Source organism: Phyllobacterium sp. K27 (assembly GCF_054796155.1).
Window position 1 is genome coordinate 1,127,924 of record NZ_CM139240.1, and the last position, 15,135, is coordinate 1,143,058.

The 15,135-nt window shown below is 64.1% G+C and carries 13 protein-coding genes and 1 tRNA gene; 9 read left to right on the forward strand and 5 right to left on the reverse strand.

Translation table 11 applies throughout. The features are described 5' to 3' along the window. Positions 1–2: 2 nt before the first annotated feature. Positions 3–79, forward strand: a tRNA-Met gene (locus ACYJL1_RS05640). On the opposite strand, the gene ACYJL1_RS05645 is transcribed toward ACYJL1_RS05640, so the two are convergent. The 4 genes from ACYJL1_RS05645 to ACYJL1_RS05660 form a co-directional block, all read right to left on the reverse strand. Continuing rightward, a complete protein-coding gene (locus tag ACYJL1_RS05645; RefSeq protein ID WP_460897944.1) occupies positions 36–1,697 on the reverse strand; it encodes a recombinase family protein in 1,662 nt (553 codons plus the stop codon). The two genes, ACYJL1_RS05640 and ACYJL1_RS05645, sit on opposite strands and share 44 nt — an antisense overlap. A gap of 12 nt (positions 1,698–1,709) precedes the next feature. After that, positions 1,710–1,904, reverse strand: coding sequence for a hypothetical protein (locus tag ACYJL1_RS05650; protein ID WP_460897423.1), 195 nt, complete (start codon positions 1,902–1,904; stop codon positions 1,710–1,712). Between the two features lie 249 nt (positions 1,905–2,153). Then, positions 2,154–2,669 carry a GNAT family N-acetyltransferase gene (locus tag ACYJL1_RS05655; RefSeq protein WP_460897424.1) on the reverse strand — a complete coding sequence of 172 codons (516 nt, stop codon included), beginning with the start codon at positions 2,667–2,669 and terminating at the stop codon, positions 2,154–2,156. After that, positions 2,657–2,923 (reverse strand): type II toxin-antitoxin system TacA family antitoxin, encoded by a 267-nt coding sequence (locus ACYJL1_RS05660; protein ID WP_460897425.1) that lies wholly within the window; start codon positions 2,921–2,923, stop codon positions 2,657–2,659. Before ACYJL1_RS05660 ends, ACYJL1_RS05655 begins: the two co-directional genes overlap by 13 nt. A gap of 352 nt (positions 2,924–3,275) precedes the next feature. Here ACYJL1_RS05660 and ACYJL1_RS05665 point away from each other — a divergent pair, with 352 nt between their 5' ends. The 6 genes from ACYJL1_RS05665 (at position 3,276) to ACYJL1_RS05690 (ending at position 8,239) form a co-directional block, all read left to right on the forward strand. Further along, on the forward strand, positions 3,276–4,238 hold the full coding sequence (locus ACYJL1_RS05665) for an ArdC family protein (protein WP_460897426.1): 963 nt from the start codon (positions 3,276–3,278) through the stop codon (positions 4,236–4,238). A 92-nt stretch (positions 4,239–4,330) separates the two neighbouring features. Next, on the forward strand, positions 4,331–6,505 hold the full coding sequence (locus tag ACYJL1_RS05670; RefSeq protein ID WP_460897427.1) for a ParB/RepB/Spo0J family partition protein: 2,175 nt from the start codon (positions 4,331–4,333) through the stop codon (positions 6,503–6,505). Positions 6,506–6,602: 97 nt separating this feature from the next. Continuing rightward, positions 6,603–7,079, forward strand: a complete 477-nt coding sequence (locus tag ACYJL1_RS05675) for a hypothetical protein (RefSeq protein WP_460897428.1) — start codon at positions 6,603–6,605, stop codon at positions 7,077–7,079. Positions 7,080–7,161: 82 nt separating this feature from the next. Beyond that, the gene (locus tag ACYJL1_RS05680; RefSeq protein WP_460897429.1) at positions 7,162–7,428 is read left to right on the forward strand and encodes a DUF6117 family protein; all 267 of its coding nucleotides are present in this window, start codon (positions 7,162–7,164) and stop codon (positions 7,426–7,428) included. Further along, positions 7,425–7,724 (forward strand): hypothetical protein, encoded by a 300-nt coding sequence (locus ACYJL1_RS05685; protein WP_460897430.1) that lies wholly within the window; start codon positions 7,425–7,427, stop codon positions 7,722–7,724. Before ACYJL1_RS05680 ends, ACYJL1_RS05685 begins: the two co-directional genes overlap by 4 nt. A 92-nt stretch (positions 7,725–7,816) precedes the next feature. Continuing rightward, positions 7,817–8,239, forward strand: a complete 423-nt coding sequence (locus tag ACYJL1_RS05690; RefSeq protein WP_460897431.1) for an antirestriction protein — start codon at positions 7,817–7,819, stop codon at positions 8,237–8,239. Here ACYJL1_RS05690 and ACYJL1_RS05695 read toward each other — a convergent pair. Further along, positions 8,188–8,724 carry a hypothetical protein gene (locus ACYJL1_RS05695; protein WP_460897432.1) on the reverse strand — a complete coding sequence of 179 codons (537 nt, stop codon included), beginning with the start codon at positions 8,722–8,724 and terminating at the stop codon, positions 8,188–8,190. The two genes, ACYJL1_RS05690 and ACYJL1_RS05695, sit on opposite strands and share 52 nt — an antisense overlap. Positions 8,725–9,660: 936 nt before the next feature. Between ACYJL1_RS05695 and ACYJL1_RS05700 the strand changes: the two genes are divergently transcribed. Together ACYJL1_RS05700 and ACYJL1_RS05705 are read left to right on the forward strand one after the other, a co-directional pair. Next, positions 9,661–14,049, forward strand: coding sequence for a strawberry notch-like NTP hydrolase domain-containing protein (locus ACYJL1_RS05700; RefSeq protein WP_460897433.1), 4,389 nt, complete (start codon positions 9,661–9,663; stop codon positions 14,047–14,049). Beyond that, positions 14,049–15,098, forward strand: coding sequence for a DUF7146 domain-containing protein (locus ACYJL1_RS05705; RefSeq protein ID WP_460897434.1), 1,050 nt, complete (start codon positions 14,049–14,051; stop codon positions 15,096–15,098). Before ACYJL1_RS05700 ends, ACYJL1_RS05705 begins: the two co-directional genes overlap by 1 nt. Positions 15,099–15,135 lie beyond the last annotated feature (37 nt).

Below are 15,135 nucleotides of genomic sequence, written 5' to 3' on the forward strand. Positions count from 1 at the left end.
GGCGCGGGGTGGAGCAGCCCGGTAGCTCGTCAGGCTCATAACCTGAAGGTCACAGGTTCAAATCCTGTCCCCGCAACCACCGATCCCTGCGATAGCAGGTCATCCAAAACCCCGACTTCCGAAAGGACGTCGGGGTTTTTCTTTGCCGCCGCAAACCGCAGGATCGCAGCCAGATCGCCACGCAGCACGATCTGAAGGTCGTTGCCGTCGGGGAATAGTTCGATCCGGTCGACGAGGGAACGGAAGGTCAGCGCCGCCTGTGCCGTCGTTTCCTCGTTCTGGAGATCGCCGTAGAGCGTCGAAATCCGCTGATGGTAGATCTCCGCCATATTCGGATGCAATAGGGGCGGCGGCACGTCGGCATTCGCCAGAATCTGTTCCAATTCGGCCTTACGTGCCTCAAGAGCGTCCATCTCGCTCTTCATCGACGGCTGGAACATGCCTTCCTTGATGGCCTCGATGATTCCCCGGATTTGCTTCTCCGTCTTTTCCAACTGGCGCCGCGCGGAGTCCAAGCCGGTGCTGCGCTCGATGCGCCGGCGGTTCACCTCACGGGTGAACTCGGCGCAGAACTCCTTGAACAGCCCCGGCTCCATCAAATGCGTATGGAGGCCCTGCAGGACGGACTTCTCGAGCGCATCGCGCCGGATGTTGACCCGGTTCTCGCAGATGCCCTTGTTGCGGGCGCCGAAGCAGCCGAGCAGGTCCTTGGAGATCATAGTGTAGCCGCTTCCGCAGCAACCACATTTGACGAGGCCGGTGAATAGGTGCTTCGGCCGGCGACGGTCGTTCAGTGTATTCTCGCCTGCCTCGGCGGGCGGTTCATAGGCGAGGATTTTCTGGTGGGCCTTTACCGCGTCCCACACCTCCTGATCCACGATCCGCAGCTCGGGCACGTCCTGGATGACCCAATCGTTTTCGGGGTTGAGGCGCGAGACGCGCTTGCCCGTATCAGGGTCCTTCAGGTAGCGCAGCCGGTTCCAGACCAGCTTGCCGACATAGAGCTCATTGTTGAGGATGCCGGCGCCGCGCTTGGGATTGCCGTGGATCGTCGTCGGTCCCCATTCCTTGCCCTGCGGGCCGGGGATCCCCTCACGGTTCAGGGCCATGGCGATCGTACGGGACGACTGTCCGGCGAGATAGTCCGCGAAGATGCGGCGCACCAGGGCCGCCTCCGCCTCGTTGATCTTCCGTTCGCCGCGGATCGCCTCGCCGTTGCCGTCGAACTGCTTGACGACGTCGTAGCCGAAGCACAATCCGCCACCGGACTTACCTTCCTCGACACGGCCACGCAGGCCGCGGCGCGTCTTGTCGGCAAGGTCTTTCAGGTAAAGCGCGCCCATCGTCCCCTTGAGGCCGATATGCAATTCGCTCACTTCGCCTTCCGACAGTGTAACGATGGCGATGCCGGCGAAGCGCATCCGCTTGTAGAAGCCGGCGATATCCTCCTGATCGCGCGAGAGGCGGTCGAGCGACTCCGTGAGGATCACGTCGAACCGGCGCTTGAGGCCATCGGCGATCAGCTCCTGGATGCCGGGCCGGATCAGGGACGCGCCTGAAATCGCGCGGTCTGTATAGCTGTCGACGATCTGCCAGCCTTCGCGCTCAGCGCGGGCGCGGCAGATGCGAAGCTGATCTTCAATGGAGGCGTCGCGCTGATTATCGGAAGAATAACGGGCGTAGAGCGCGACCTTCATGAGACGGCCTCCCTATTCGGGGAGGCGATCGCCGGCTTCACGCTTCCCTTCGGCTTCGACAAAATCCTTTGCGGCCTGCCGTGCAAGCACGCGGACGAGTTCGATGAGGCGAGGATCGGGCTTCGCCGGATCATGGACGGCAGCGCGCGGCGACGGTTCGAGGACCAGCCGCACCCTTTCCGCTGTCGTTCGTCTCGGCCTTGCCACAACGCGATCCTCGCCGTCGAGCGGACCATTCCGCTCCCGGCAAAGTCTGGGCCGGAAACCGGCGGATTTGAATGCGAATTCGCGCGCATATCAGCGACCTTCAGCGTAGAGCGCCGCTCCCCTTCGCGCCGTTTCGCAGTTCCTCGTACATCTTGCGACGGAAGGAACGAACTCCATCGTAAAAATACTGGAATTCTACAAGGTTTCATCCTGTTGGTTCCGCTTTCTTCTGCGTATTTCTCCAGACCATCATTCGTCATCGAAGCCGTTCTGCTTGAGGTCCTTAATCCTAAAGATCATGCTGCGCCGCGGATCGTAAGGCAGGTCCTCGAACCCGAACCGTTGATAGAATCTGCGAACCTCGTCATCGAGCGGGTGTGTCAGGATTCCGACGCATCCGATTGTCCGGGCAATGCGTACCGATGTCGCCAGAGCGTAGAACAGCAGGGAGCGCGCAAGTCCCATTCCCTGATACCGCCGGTCAACGGCGAGTTGGCCGAGCAGGAAAACTGGAATGTGTTCCGGTCTGTTTCGTTGCGATTGCTTCGGCAGATACTCCCTTTCGATATAGCCGGTGGCCAAGGTCACATATCCAGCAATGTCGCCGGTCGCCGCATCGCACATCACCGTGGTTCGGGAAATGTCGAGTTGCTGATTGCGCCAGGCGTGCCGCCGGAACCATTGGTTCATCGTCTCGCGGCCGCAATCAAAACTCTCCCTGTCATCATCCTCGCGAAGCTGGCGGGGCGGAGTCAGTCGCGCCATGCCGGACGGGTCTTTGCAAGATCACGCAGAGCGGGGACATCCTTCGGCGGGTTATCGACCCATGCCTCGAATTTCTCCCAATCAATCGCGGGAATAACCACACGGTTTTGATGGATGAGTTCAAGTTCGGCGGCTTCCACCGCCTTGCGGCGGATGAAGTCGCTCAGGTTGGTGCGGGATTGTTCGGCCGCTGCCTCGAGCAATTCGCGCTCTTTCGGCGAGACCCTGACGCTCACAGGAGCGAGATTTGCCATAACGGTCTTCCTTCTAAGCGTCGTAGGACAATAGCATACCGTAGTTCGCAAAGCCAGTCCTTTTTCTTTACCGGAATCGCCGTTCCGGTGGACGACAAAACTCACTGGGGTCCTCTGATGATGTCGAGGGTGGGCTCGCTCTGGGCATCCTTATGGACCGGTTTTCCACGACGCCGGGGATGTCATACTCGGGGGCATGCCTTCCCCTTGGCCGGCGTCGCGGTCGCCGGCACACCCTTCGAGCGGGGAGCGCCCCGCAACGCCCCCTGAGAGGAAGAGCTCGGTCGGGTTTCCTGTGACGGGTTGAGGACTGGAGGAAGGGCCTCCGGCGCCCGTTGCGGAGACAATCCCGATGGCCAGACAAGACCGCAATGCTCGCGCCGGCTCGGACCGTACGAGCCTTTACGACGACGTCACCAATAAGATCATCGCCGAACTGGAGGAAGGCCGTGTGCCCTGGGTCCTGCCCTGGGGCACATCTGCCGCCAAGGCGCCGCTCGGCCTGCCGAGGAACGCGTCGACGAACCGGAATTATTCCGGGATCAATGTACTCATTCTCTGGGGCGCGGTCATCGAGCATGGCTTTCCCGGTCAGGGCTGGCTGACGTTTCGCCAGGCCTTGTCGCTTGGAGGAAACGTTCGCAAGGGCGAGCGCGGCACGACCGTCGTCAATGCCGACCGCTTCACACCCGAGGATGAGAAGAAGCGCGCCTGCGAGACCGGTGAGGAAGCGTACGCGATACCTTTTCTCAAGCGCTTCACAGTGTTCAACACAGTGCAGTGCGAAAACCTCCCCGAGGAAATCGAGGCAACGGCGCCACCTCCACCGCCCTGCCTGATCGAACCGAGGGTCGATGCTCTCATCAAGGCGACTGGCATCGACTTCCGCATCGGCGGCGATCGCGCCTACTTCAATGTCCTGAATAATTATGTCCGAGTCCCTCCGCCGCAAGCCTTCTTCGAGCCGATAAACTGGAGCCGGACGGCCTTGCATGAGGTCAGTCATGCAAGCGGCCATGATTCCCGTCTTAGCCGCGATCTCGGTGGCTTATTCGGCTCGAAGCGCTATTTTTTCGAGGAATGCGTGGCCGAGATTTCGGCAGCCTACACCTGCGCGGCGCTCGGGATCGCGCCAACTGTGAGGCACAGCGATTACATTGGCGCATGGATCGACACGATGCGGGCCGACAACCGCGTCATCTTCCGCGCCGCCTCGCAAGCAAGCAAGGCGGCGGACTGGATACTCTCCTTTCTGCCGTTGGACGAGCAGCCAACTGCCGATACCATGCCCCTGCCTGACAGAACGGCGGCATGATCGCCCGCAGAGAGTAAGAGAGGAGATGGGGTTTTTGTGACGGGTTTGAAGCGGAGAGAGAGGCTCTCGGCGCCCGTCACGGAGAAACCACCATGGCCAGGAAAGCTGCCAAGAAGAAGTCCGCTGTCCCGATGATCGTCTTTTCGCGGTCGCGCGATATTCCGTTCAACCGCATCAGGCTGTCCGACAGCAACGTTCGCGAGACCGACGTCGAGGCTGGCCTCGACGAACTCACCTTCGACATCGAGCGCCGCGAGGATCTCGTGCAGGGCCTTAATGTCCGCGCTATCCTTGACGACGACGGCAACGAGACCGGCGATTTCGAGACGCCGGCCGGCGGTCGCCGCTATCGCTCGATCGCCCGGCTCGTGAAAGCAGGCCGCTTCCCGGAGGACGGCCTCATCCCCTGCATTGTCAAGAAGGCGGATGCGAAGACCACGGCGGTCGATGACTCGCTGGCCGAGAACACGCATCGCCTCGCCCTCCATCCGCTCGACCAGTATCGCGCCTTCAACCGCATGGTCGAGGGCGGCATGTCGACGGAGGAAGTCGCCGCCGCCTATTTCACCACGCAGCGCTATGTCGAACAGCGCCTGCGCCTTGCCTCGGTGTCACCGAAGCTGCTTGAAATCTATGCCGAGAACGGCATGACGCTGGCGGTACTGGAGGCGTTCACCGCCCATCCAGATCACGCCCGTCAGGAGCAGGTGTGGGACGCTGTCAGGCAGTCGCACTATCGCGAGCCCTGGCGCATCCGCAACATGCTGACCGAGACCACGGTTCCGGCTTCCGACAAGCGTGCCGGATTCATCGGCCTTGACGCTTACGTCGCGGCCGGTGGCCCGGTGCTGCCGCGCTACCTGTTCGACGACGAGGACGAGGGCTGGCTGGAAAACGTTGCGCTGCTCGACCAACTCGTCTCCGACAAGCTCAAGTCGGTCGCCGACGAGGTTGCAGCCGAAGGCTGGAAGTGGATCATCGTCAGCCTCGAACTCCCGTATGGCTACGACTACGACCTGCGGGCGCTCACCGGCACGGCCGCCGAATTGAGCAGCAAGGAACGCCGGGAGCGCGAAAAGCTGCGCAAGGACCAGGAGCGTCTCGAGGCCGAGTACGCTGACTACGACGAGCTGCCAGATGAGGTCGACCAGCGGCTCAGTGAGATCGAAAGCGCGCTCAACGCCTTCGAGCGCCGGCCGGCCATCTACGACCCGGCCGAGGTTGCCATTGCCGGCGTGTTCATCAGCGTCGATTCCGATGGCGATCTGATCGTCGATCGCGGCTATATCCGGCCCGAGGACGAGCCGGCAGCAGCCGTCGACGGCGGTGCGCCCGAGGCTGAAGGCTCCGGTCAGGATGGCAGCGATCCGCAGGCGCCGCATATCCAGCGTGCGGTCATCACCATCGGCGGCCAGCCGGCCGAGCCGCAGGAGGACGATGAGGAAGACGTCATCAAGCCGTTGCCCGAGCGGCTGGTCTCGGAACTGACGGCGCATCGGACGCTGGCACTGCATGATGCGCTGGCGAACCATCCCCACGTCGCCATGACGGCGCTGCTGCACCGGCTGGTGATGGAGCGCTATCACTATTCCGCTCCGAGCGGGTGCCTCGAAGTCACCGTGCGCCATCACTTCTTCTCGGCGCAGGGAACGGACCTGAAGGACAGCCCGTCCGCCAAGGCCATCACTGCCCGCTACGAGGACTGGAAGGCGGATCTTCCGACCGACGACGACGCTCTCTGGGACTGGATCGCCGGCCTCGACGACGCCAGCCGCATGGCGCTGCTCGCCCATTGCGTCGCCTATGGCGTCAACGCCCTCTACGAGAAGCCCAACCCCTACGGCGGCCACGGCGTCTCGCCGCATGGGCTGGAAAAGCGCATGTCCCACGCCGACCGGCTGGCGCGCGCCACGGGTCTCGACATGGTGGAGGGCGCCGGATGGCGGCCGACGGTCGAAAACTATCTCGGCCGCGTCACCAAGCCCCGCATCCTCGAAGCCGTGCGCGAAGGTGCTGGCGAGCGTGCAGCCTCGCTGATCGAGCATCTGAAGAAGGGTGACATGGCCAGGGAGGCCGAGCGTCTCCTGGCGGATACGGGCTGGCTGCCCGAGCCGCTGCGTCTGCTCGATGCCGAGCCGGAGCATGCCGTCGGCATGGATGGCGACACCGGTGACGAGGAACTGCCGGCATTCCTCGCGAACGACGCCGAAGCATCACCGGATGCCGAGGCCATCGGTGAGCCGATCAACATGATCGCCGCCGAATAACCTGCTGCGGAGCGGCTTCGGTCGCCCCGTTCATTCCCCCTTCCACCTCATGGCCCGGCATTCCGCCGGGCCATTTTCGTTTCAGGAGACGATTTCCATGTCAGCTCACATTGTCCACGCGAATGCGCCGCTCGGCTCGCTCATCCGTTACACTGATCACGCCCCGAAACCACCCGCCCGCTACACCAAGAAGCTGGCGGCCTGGGAGCGGCATAACGGCGTCGGGCGCCTCGTGCGCAAGGAACCGGCGCGCGAGCGGCCGACCTATTCGAGCCCGCCATGCTTCACCCTGCATGAGGGGAATTTCGCCAGCGGCGGCGTGATCCTCGTCACCGTCATGCGTACGCATTCGCTCGACAGCGATCTCTCCTTTGAGATCGTCGAGCGCCCGCGGATCGGTCAGGTCCGCGTCCTGCAACAGCTCGGCGACAACGTGGAACTGCTGCATCTCGCGGAGAACCGCGAGGCCGCCGAGCTCTGGCTGGCGAAGGCGGGATACAGCTCCGCCAGACTGGAAGAAGTCACCGCCGACGAGATCGGCGCCGACGTCGTCGAGGGCCGCGCGGCAGCGTGACGTCCAGGACCACGACCCGATTCACAACCCGGCCCGGCCGCCACGAGAGCGCCGGGCCATTTCGTTTCAGGAGGCCCAAACAATGGCTATTCCCGATCACGCCCGCACCAACTTCGATACGCTGCTTAGGGCGGCCGGCGACGGCAATCTCGCGCTGATGGAATGCGCCGATGCGCTCACAGGCGAGAAACGTTATGTCATCGCTGCTGTCGGCCGCGATGGTGACGACTACATATTCACGCCGTTCGGCCATCTCGCCGACCAGAACCCCTACGACGCCTATCTGCCGCCGAACCCCGAGGATCCGACGGGCTTCCTCCGGAAACCCGACGGCGGAGGCGCGGGATGATCGGCATAGATGCCATTTTCGCAAATGATCGAGAAAACGCCCCCGCAGCTCGCTCGCTGCCGTGGGAGGAAACACGCGGCAGCATCACCGTGGTCGTCGAGCCGAAGCCGCATTGGGCTGCCGACATGCGCGCCTTCCGGTTGACGGAGAAAACCTACTGCTATTACGCGGACTGGCCCGAAAACGGCCCCGGCGCCCGCTTCTTCGAGCATCCGGAAACCCGTGGCGACGACGTCATGATGAAGGCTCGCGCACTTATCGCGCGCGAGATTTCGGATGGCCTTTGGAGGGTCTGAGAGCAAGAGGGCTGTGGAGCGGGAACAGGTCCGGGCGGGACGAGAGAGCGTCGTACGGACCTGTCCTTTCAAGCTCTCCGGAGAAACTGGCCATGACGACCCAACTCACCATGCCCCACCTTGCAACTCCAGTTCAGGACGATCGCCGCGAGATGTTCTTGCCGACACTGTTCGGGCTTCCGCTGCTGATCGTCGCCGAGAACGCCGTCTATACGTTCATGGAACGGCTCAGTCCACGGGACTATGGCGGCGGCTTCTGGAATTTCTATGAGCGCGCCGGCCAACCTTTGTTCCTCGCGCCGGCCCGCCGCCCGCGTTTCCGGATCGAGAGCGACATCACGGAGTATCGCGGCGAGATCTCGGCGGAAGCTGCCGGCATCATAGCCACGCTGTTCACCTTCTCGCATCTCTCCTTCCGGTTCGAATCCGACCTTCTGGCGGAAGGCTACGATCGCCTTCACGCCTATTCGAGCGGCCATCCGGAGGCGTCGGAGATATTCCAGGCCATCGACTGAACGACAATCAGCGCCCTATCGATCGGTGGGGCGCTTTTTTCATGCCAGACACGGTCTTCATTCGCGAGCGATGAGAGGGAGAGGGCTGTCGGTTTGGCCGCGACGGGATGTTGAGCGGGAGAGAGGCTTCCGCCGCCCGTCACGGAGACATCGTAATGAACAACATCGGATTTGTAGCGCCTGCCGTCCCACGCTCGTATGCGGTCGCCACGCAGGCGGTCGCCCGCAAATTTCCGCTGCGGATCACCTGCCTCGGCGAGATCCGTTATCTCGAAGATGAACCAACCTTCGGCTCCTATACGGTGGTTCATACCGTCGAGCTGGATCAATGCTATTCCCTGGATCAGGCTATCGCCTGCGTCGAGGGGATCGCCAGACTTGAGCGTATCGACACCGGTGAAGACAATGCCCTCGATTTCGAGCCACGGCTGTTCGTGGTTCTTGACGACGAGCAGTGCCTGGTTCTCGCGGGAGAGCCTTGGCAACGCGGCGTCAGGTGGTGCGATCCGGTCGCCTCCGATGGCGAAGCCCGTCTTGTCGTTGAAAAGGCGAGCAAACTGCCGGCGAAGCCTCTATCGAGGCCGGTTGGGACAATCACGACACCGCCCGCCGCCTCCGATTCCGTGCCAGTGTGCTCGAGGGCCGCCTGGTTCACTCCGACTGGCGTCAGATGGCTCGGGCCGCCCTGCTCAGGGCAGCGTGACGTTACCACAAGAATCTTTGTTTTACCCCATTCGATCCAGTCGCATGCGGCCGCCGCTTAGCCTGATTTCCGCCGATGCGGCGGTGTCGCTACTGTAAAATTCTACAGTAGTATCAATCCGTGGCGGGGCGATAGGATGTTAGAACACATCTATGGAGCACGACATGGAAATTCCGCATGTAACTTGAATTCCTGCCGGAGGATCATTACCGATCGCTTGGAGAATACTCATCTGCCGAAGAAAACTATCGCGAAACTGCGTAGTGCGTTGTTCACCTGGTTGACCGATTTCGACAATAACTGACCGTGAGATGCTACGTGAGCCGGGGGATAGGCTCTCGCGAGATCAAAGCGGTGAGGGAAGCGCGCGTCTGACTGATCCTTCCTGCCACTTGCAAGCCCGAGGGCTGACTTCATTCTCGCATTGCTATGGAAACCATGAAGGAGGCTCGAGCGAGCCTCTTTCGCCCGACGCCGCCAATCCAGCCACCTGAGCCATGTGGCGACCGCTGTCGTGGGGTAACGTTCTTGTCCGCCGAGCGGCGATCTTCTTCGCCGTCTGGCCATTACAAGCCGCGACCAGCGCATCGCCTGATGGCGTGGATTGATGGCCGCGGCCTGAGAGCCAGAGGAAGGCCCGGGATGGATTCGAGCCGGTGCGGTGGAGAGAGAGCGCTGCGCGGGCTCGATCCTGTCCCGCTCTCCCGAGGTTCCTCGCATGAACATGATGTCTGCAACCGTGGCCACTGAGGCGGCCGCGCCGATCCCGCTCGCCTCCGAAGCCGATTCCGCCACCGCCATCCTTTCGGTCGCGCGGCTCCTCCTTCCTCATCTCGAACGCGGTCAGCGCATCGACGCTCCGATGCTCCGCCACGCCATGGAGGCCGCCTTTGGCGGCTCCGATGCGACCGGCACCTGGACCTGGAAGACCGCCTACGAGGCCTGCGAGGCGGCAACCGTGCTGTTCCTGCGCAAGTTCGGCAGGACGCTCTTGCGCAAGGCAGGCTCGCCTGCTGCCGCGCTTCCCATGCTGGCTAGGGTCGCAGCACTTCTGCCGACTCACACGCGCCGATCCGAGGAGGCGCAGTCCTTCCAGCAGTTCTCGACCCCGATCCCGCTCGGCCTGGTGGCCACGACTGCCGCCGCCATCACCTCGGCCGACCGCGTGCTTGAGCCTTCGGCCGGCACCGGCCTTCTCGCCATTCTCGCCGAGATCGCCGGCGGCACGCTGGCTCTCAACGAGTTGGCCGAAACGCGCGCGGGCCTGCTCGCCTCCCTCTTTCCAGCAGTTTCCGTCACCCGCTTCGACGCCGCCCAGATCGACGATCATCTCGATCCGGCCACTGTGCCGAGCGTCGTACTGATGAATCCGCCATTTTCCGTCATGGCCAATGTCGAGGGACGAATGGCCGACGCCACGTTGCGCCATGTCGCCTCGGCGCTTGCGCGCCTTGCTCCGGGCGGCCGTCTCGTCACCATCACCGGCGCGAACTTCGCGCCCGACGCGCCGGCCTGGATATCCGCCTATGCCCGGCTGCAGGAGCGCGGCCGCGTCGTGTTCTCGGCCGCGATCGACGGTTCGGTCTACGCGAAGCACGGCACGACATTCCCGACGCGGCTCACCGTGATCGACAAGCTGCCCGCCGACGATCCGGCCGTGTTTCCGGCCGCGCTCGGGGTTGCACCCGACGCTGTGACGCTGATGGGCTGGATAGCCGAACATGTGCCGGTTCGCCTGCCGGTCGATCCCGCCATTGCGGTTCCGGTCGCAGCGACGCCCGCACCGCGCAGCGTGCGCGGCTACATCGCTCGTGCGGCGAAGGCCGCGCCGAGAAAGCTCCTTGCCGAGCCGGAGGCCGTCGATCTCGCCTACGAGGCCATCGAGCGGCAGGAGTCGGATGTCGGCCGCATCACCGACGCCATCTATGAGGAATACCGGCTCCAGTCGATCCGCATTCCCGATGCGCAGCCTCATCCGACAAAACTGGTGCAGTCGGCGGCAATGGCTTCCGTCGCGCCGCCGAAGCCGAGCTATCGGCCGCGCCTGCCGGCAGGTCTCGTCACGGGCGGCCTGCTGTCCGACGCCCAGCTCGAAACCCTGATCCTCGCCGGCGAGGCCCATTCCGATCATCTCGCCGGATCGTGGACGGTCGACGAGACTTTCGACGTCGTGACCGCCGCACGCGACGACGCGAAGAACACCGTGCGCTTCCGCCGCGGCTTCATGATCGGCGACGGCACCGGGGTCGGCAAGGGCCGTGAATCGGCGGCGATCATCCTCGACAACTGGATGCAGGGACGAAGGAAGGCCGTCTGGATCTCCAAGTCCGACAAACTGCTCGAAGACGCGCAGCGGGACTGGTCGGCGCTCGGCATGGAGCGCCTGCTGATCACGCCGCAGTCGCGGTTCACGCAAGGCAAACCGATCACGTTGTCCGAGGGTATCCTGTTCACCACCTACGCCACACTCAGGACCGACGAGCGTGGCGGGAAAGCGTCCCGCGTCCAGCAGATCGTCGACTGGCTCGCACAAGAGGCGGGGAGCGGCGAAGCCGCGACAGGGAATGCAAGTGCCTTCGACGGCGTCATCATCTTCGACGAATGCCATTCGCTTCAGAACGCGGTCGGCGGAAAGGGCGAGCGCGGCGATACCGCGCCCTCGCAGCAGGGCCGCGCCGGGCTGCGCCTTCAACACGCACTGCCGGACGCGCGTGTCGTCTACGTCTCGGCGACTGGTGCCACCAATGTTCACAATCTCGCCTATGCCCAGCGGCTCGGCCTCTGGGGCGGCGAGGATTTCCCGTTCACGACACGCGCCGAGTTCGTCGAGGCGATCGAGGCCGGCGGTGTGGCAGCGATGGAGGTGCTGGCACGCGATCTGCGCGCGCTGGGTCTTTACACGGCCCGCTCGCTTTCCTTCGACGGTGTCGAATACGAACTGGTCGAGCACGCGCTGACGCCCGAGCAGACCCGCATCTACGATGCCTATGCCGGGGCCTTCGCCATCATCCATAACAATCTCGACGCCGCGATGGAGGCGGCCAACATTACCGGCAGCGCCGGCACGCTGAACCGCCAGGCGAAATCCGCGGCGCGTTCTGCCTTCGAGAGCACCAAGCAGCGCTTCTTCGGCCATCTGCTGACCACCATGAAGACGCCCACCTTGCTGCGGTCGATCACGACCGATCTGGAGGCGGGCCATGCCGCCGTCGTGCAGATCGTCTCGACCGGCGAAGCGCTCACCGAACGCCGCCTCGCCGAGATCCCCACCGAGGAGTGGAACGATCTGAGGATCGATCTCTCTCCCCGTGAGTACGTATTGTCGTACTTGCAGCATTCCTTCCCGGTGCAGCTCTACGAGCCCTTCACCGACTCGGAGGGCAACCTGTCGTCGCGGCCTGTCACGCGCGACGGCCAGCCGGTTGAAAGCCGCGAAGCGGTTGCCCGCCGAGACGCGCTGATCGCAAAACTCGCCAGCCTGCCGCCGGTCCCCGGCGCGCTCGACCAGATCGTCCAGCATTTTGGCACCGACATGGTGGCCGAGGTCACCGGCCGGTCCCGGCGGATCGTGCGCACCACCAGTCCCGGCGGCATCGACCGGCTCATGGTCGAGAACCGTGCCGGCTCGGCCAATCTGGCCGAAACCGCCGCCTTCATGGACGATCAGAAGCGGGTTCTCGTGTTCAGCGATGCCGGCGGCACTGGGCGCAGCTATCATGCCGAGCTGTCGGCCAAGAACACGCGGCTGCGCGTCCACTACCTGCTGGAGCCCGGCTGGAAGGCCGACGCCGCCATCCAGGGGCTCGGCCGCACGCACCGCACCAATCAGGCGCAGCCGCCGCTGTTCCGGCCGATCGCCACCACTGTGAAGGCCGAGAAGCGGTTCCTCTCGACCATCGCCCGTCGCCTCGACACGCTGGGCGCGATCACGCGCGGCCAGCGCCAGACCGGTGGACAGGGCCTGTTCCGGCCCGAGGACAATCTGGAATCGCACTATGCTCGCGATGCACTACGCCAGCTCTATCTCCTGCTGGTGCGCGGCAAGGTCGAGGGCTGCTCGCTCGATCGTTTCGAGTCCGCCACCGGCCTCAAGCTGATGGATTCGACCGGCCTCAAGGACGATCTGCCGCCGATCACCACCTTCCTCAACCGGCTGCTCGCGCTCACCATCGAGCTTCAGGGCATCATCTTCACCGCCTTCGAGCAGTTGCTCAATGCGCGGATCGAAGGCGCAATTGCCTCCGGCACCTACGACATGGGCTTGGAGACCCTGACGGCTGAGAGTTTTGCCGTCACCGATCGGCAGGTGATCTACGCCCATCCCGGCACCGGCGCGGAGACCCGGCTGCTGACCATCACCCAGCGCCGGCGTAACCGCCCCATCACGCTCGACGACGCACTTGCCGAACTCGACGATCCGCGTGCGGAACTCCTCGTCAACGAGCGTTCGGGACGCGCTGCCGTGCAGGTCCGTGCGCCGTCCGTGATGACCGACGATGGCGATGTCCAGTATCGCGTTCGTCTGATCCGACCGATGGAGACCCACACCATTCCCGTCGAGGCGATGGCAGGCAGCCATTGGCTCGACACCGACCGCAAGAGCTTCGCAGAGGCATGGAGTGCCGAACTGGCGCAAGTGCCGGAGTTCTCCGATTCCACGCTGCACATGGTTTCGGGGCTGCTGCTGCCGATCTGGAAGCGCCTGCCGCGCGAGTCGACGCGTGTTTACCGGCTCCAGACCGACGATGGCGAGCGCATCATCGGTCGGCGCGTCTCGCCCGCCTGGGTGGCCGAAGCCACCGCGACGGGTACGTCGTCGCTGACGCCGGATGACGCCTTCATGGCGCTGACGGAAGGTCGGACGATCCTCGACCTCACCGAGGGACTCCAGCTCCGACGCAGCCGCGTCATGGGTGCGAACCGCATCGAGCTCAGCGGCTTCACCGACACGATGCGCGAGCGCCTGACAGCCTACGGCCTCTTCCACGAGATCATCTCGTGGAAGCTGCGCATGTTCGTGCCCACGGACGCCAAGGGGCCGGAGGTTCTCACAAAAATCCTCGAACGCTGGCCGGTCCAGCGCATCGGCGAGCGCGAGGCTGCGTGATGCCTCGCTACGATGTCTCCGAACTGGCGATCCGTCTCGGTCGCAGGGCCGAGGCGGTGTGCCGCCATTATCTCCCCAACGGCCGCCGGTGCGGCCGCTACTGGCTGGTGGGCGACGTCCGCAACACCAAAGGGCGCTCGATGTTCGTGCGCCTCGTCGGCCCGGAGAGCGGCCGAGGCGCTTGCGGGCGCTGGACCGACGCAGCGACCGGTGAGCACGGCGACCTGCTCGACGTCATCCGCGAAACGCTCGGCCTCGTCGACTTCAAGGACGTCGCAGAGGAAGCGCGGAGCTTTCTCAGTCTCCCGCAACAGGAACACGAGAACGCTCGACGTTCGCCAGCATCTCCCGGCTCGCCCGAAGCGGCACGGCGGCTGCTGGCCATGTCGCGATCGATCCACGGCACGTTGGTTGCCTCCTATCTGCGCGGCCGTGGCATCACGAACCTCTCTGGCACGGCGAGCCTGCGCTTCCATCCGCGCTGCTATCATCGGCCGGACGAGCATTCCCCCACCGAAATCTGGCCGGCAATGATCGCCGCCGTGACCGATCTCGACGGCCATGTGACCGGCGCGCATCGCACCTGGCTGGACCCGGCCGGCTATTCCGAGGCACGTCTCGGCAAGGCGCCGATCGAGACGCCAAGGCGTGCGATGGGCGATCTGCTCGGACACGGCATTCGCTTCGGTGCGGCATCCGATGTGCTGGCGGCAGGCGAAGGCATCGAGACGGTGCTCTCGGCGCGCTCGGTCCTGCCCGAGATGTCGATGCTGGCGGGCACGTCCGCCGCACATCTCGCGGCCATTCTGTTCCCGGCAACGCTGCGGCGGCTCTACATCCTGCGTGACCGCGACCCGGCCGGCGACGGTGCAAGAGACCGGCTGGTCGAGCGGGCAGCGAGCGCAGGAATCGAGGCGATCGTGCTGTCGCCGAGGCTGGAGGACTTCAACGAGGATCTGCGGCTCCACGGCATCGGCCCGCTTCGGGCGGTAATCGTGCCGCATCTCGTCCCGGAGGACGTCAATCGCTTCATGGCGCTGGCGGCATAGGCTGGTCACGAATGAATGGGGCGGCGGCGCAGCCGTC